4 protein-coding genes are annotated in these 2,722 nt (G+C 55.0%); 1 reads left to right on the top strand and 3 read right to left on the bottom strand.

Features of this window, described 5'->3' with window-relative positions:
• Positions 1–4: 4 nt before the first annotated feature.
• Entirely contained in the window at positions 5–97 is a 93-nt protein-coding gene (locus LDO26_RS18080; RefSeq protein ID WP_343226178.1) for an integrase core domain-containing protein, read from the top strand.
• Positions 98–829: 732 nt separating this feature from the next.
• On the opposite strand, the gene LDO26_RS18075 is transcribed toward LDO26_RS18080, so the two are convergent.
• From LDO26_RS18075 to LDO26_RS18065, 3 genes are all read right to left on the bottom strand, one after another.
• On the bottom strand, positions 830–1,150 hold the full coding sequence (locus tag LDO26_RS18075; RefSeq protein ID WP_232132483.1) for a hypothetical protein: 321 nt from the start codon (positions 1,148–1,150) through the stop codon (positions 830–832).
• Between the two features lie 67 nt (positions 1,151–1,217).
• Positions 1,218–2,066: a hypothetical protein gene (locus LDO26_RS18070; RefSeq protein WP_232132482.1), complete on the bottom strand. Its 849-nt coding sequence runs from the start codon at positions 2,064–2,066 to the stop codon at positions 1,218–1,220.
• A 415-nt stretch (positions 2,067–2,481) separates the two neighbouring features.
• A partial coding sequence (locus tag LDO26_RS18065) for an integrase core domain-containing protein (protein ID WP_232130640.1) occupies positions 2,482–2,722 on the bottom strand: 241 nt, incomplete at its 5' end.

Raw genomic sequence — 2,722 nt, 5'->3', positions numbered from 1 at the left:
TGCGATCGGCGACTGGATCCACTTCTACAACCACCAGCGCCCGCACCAGGCGCTGGGCATGAAAACACCCGCCCAGGCGCATGCCTTAGCGGCCTGACCTGTGCAGAAACTGCTGGGTCATTACACCGATGGGCGGAGCCTGAGAACGCTGCGGTGCAAATGAAGATAAGAAGAAGACCAAGCATGTAGAGGCTGCCACCAGCCCCAATGGGCTCGGGGTCTGCCGCAGCGATGCGTGGCACGGAGAGCACCATGACTAACAGAAACCCCACCACGAACGCGACAATCTTCATAAGCTGCCTAACGCCTGAATTAAGCCGCGCCGCGAAGCGGCGTCGGCTTGAATGAATTGTTAGGCAGCAGTCTAGTCTTCATGGCAGTAGAAGGTGTAGCCAGAGGGTTTGCGGCCAAAGACGCCGGCAAGCCAACCCGCAGGAATTGACCGCTCGACGGACAGCGAAGGTAGCGAGCCGCGGTTTGCATGGGCATAGGTGCCGCCAGGCCGCCACTCAGATAGCACGAGGGTTTTGGCCAAAGACTCAGCGCTTGTAGGGTCGGCGGCACGAACTAGTCTGGTTGTGAAGAATCCGACAGCCGACTCACCCTCGAACGGCAGATCAATCCCGCGACCAGAAAGTATGACTTTGAAGTGCGGCATTGTTTGGTCTGCTGCCTAACGCCTGAATTAAGCCGACGCCACTTGTGGCGTTCGGCTTGAATGAATTGTTAGGCCTAGAGCCGGAGCAAGGCGTCAGCCGGTGCAATATCTTTGCCATGAGCATCCGCCAAATGAAATACATCTTTGCAAGTGTTGCAGTAGTACCCCATTTCACCCCATTGGTACTCGCCGTACATTTTTGCAGGACGGGCAATGCGGATTCTTTTCACGATCCCACAGGATGCCAAATTTGAGTTTTAGGCTACTTGGTCGCGACAAGCGCCATATAACAACTACTAAGGCAACATTGAGTAGAACGGAGAGTAACAGGATGGCTAATACAACGCGAAGTGATGTTGCGGCCTCAATAGCGGGAAGTAGAGCCGGGGCGACCTGATAGAACATCCAGCCAAGAAGAACCGTCAGTGCAGCCGCGCATGCCGAGCAGATGTGCGACCAGAATCCTTCTTTAAATTTTTCAATCAGCGACACAGCCATCTCCTAGGCCTAACGCCTGAATTAAGCCGCGCCGCGAAGCGGCGTCGGCTTGAATGAATTGTTAGGCGTCACCCGAGATACTTTCGGCCCAACGCCGCATTGCTTCACGGCACGAGTAATCAGAGATACGCACGAGGTCGCCGTCCTGATTCCGGCTCCAAGCTTTAGCCTCAGCGAAATAATCATAAGATATCTTCTCAGCCGTGATGACATAAAGGTTGACAATCCGCGCATACAGCTCACTGAGTTTAAGTGCTGCATCGAAATCTCGGAAGATTACTGCGGCATACTTGTCAGAAAAATCCAAGTAATCGCGTTGTAGCTTGGGTTGGATGTGTGTGTAGTTACTAAGCAACGAATAGAGTTTGCCTGCATGGATATCAAGCTCCTTTATCTTTGACACCGATCTAGTTGGATTTTTCTCAAACAGCGTTTCGTTGTCTAGCAGATAGACATCGTAGGACCAGGCTATCTGCTCCAAGCAAAGTCGCATTACTGACGCGGACTCATACACTGCCCCCTGCATCAGGAGAAAGGAAGCGTATTCAAAGCTGACAGAAAGTCTAAGCAACGCTGACTCAGCTGCGAATAAGCCGAGGTAGCTTCTCCTTTCCACTCCGTTGGTGAGCTGAGAGGCCACCCGCTCTACTTCAAAGTTGCACTGGCTAAGTGTAGATGAGAGCTTCCTCCTATTCTCCGGCGGACGAGGAAACTTCGCGTCGTTGCCATAGCGTTTATAAAAGTAATCCATTGAGCGATTGCCAGCTACATAGCTTTGGGCCGCCGCCCAGACGCGCTGTTTGAACTCTTCTGGCGCATCGAAGGGAACGCCAAGGACCATCATTGAGTTTTTGATGAACTCAGTGTTCTCAAAGCGATCAGATAGAGTGAGATGCTGCTCTTCATCCACGCCCGCGGATCTCCATGTGACGCCTAACGCCTGAGTTAAGCCGCGCCGCGTAGTGGAGCGAAGCACATGGCAAGCTGTACCTGCCATGTGGTTTGCGTAACGAAGCGGTGTCGGCTTGAACGAATTGTTAGGCAGTGGGTGGCCAGAACGGTTTGGATGCTGCAACCGTACTCCCCAGCACTGCCGCCGTTGCCGAGTGTGTCACAGGTCGTGGGATGGGGCTTGCCCGAAAGCGCTGGATGCAGGATGTGACCGAAGCCCCACGCAATGAGCGCAACGCGGGCAATGAAGCGAGGCGGCGGAGCAGTAGCCGAACCGACGATGGCAGCGTAAGGACTGCGGCCCGTAGCCGACCGTGTAAGCGCCGCTGCACTGGCCGAAGCGGGAAGTCGCAACGCACTTGCTCCACCACGGCCTAACTGTGTAAACCCAGCACGTTGTTCAGCGTAATGCGTGAGATGGGTGGCTTGTAGCCGAGGCTGGCGTGAGGCCGATGCCAGTTGTAGTGATGCAGCCAGCCGTGGAAGGCGTTGGCGCGTTGTTCGGAGCTGGTATAGGAGCGCGCATAGGCCCATTCGCGCAGGCTGGTCTGGACCAGTCGCTCGGCCTTGCCATTGGTGCGCGGGGTGTAGGGTCGCGTGCGCAGATGACGCATG

It is taken from the genome of Proluteimonas luteida (assembly GCF_021191695.1).
Lineage (GTDB): Bacteria > Pseudomonadota > Gammaproteobacteria > Xanthomonadales > Xanthomonadaceae > Luteimonas > Luteimonas luteida.
Note: the sequence above shows the minus strand (reverse complement) of the source record. Positions and strands in the feature narration are given on the sequence as shown.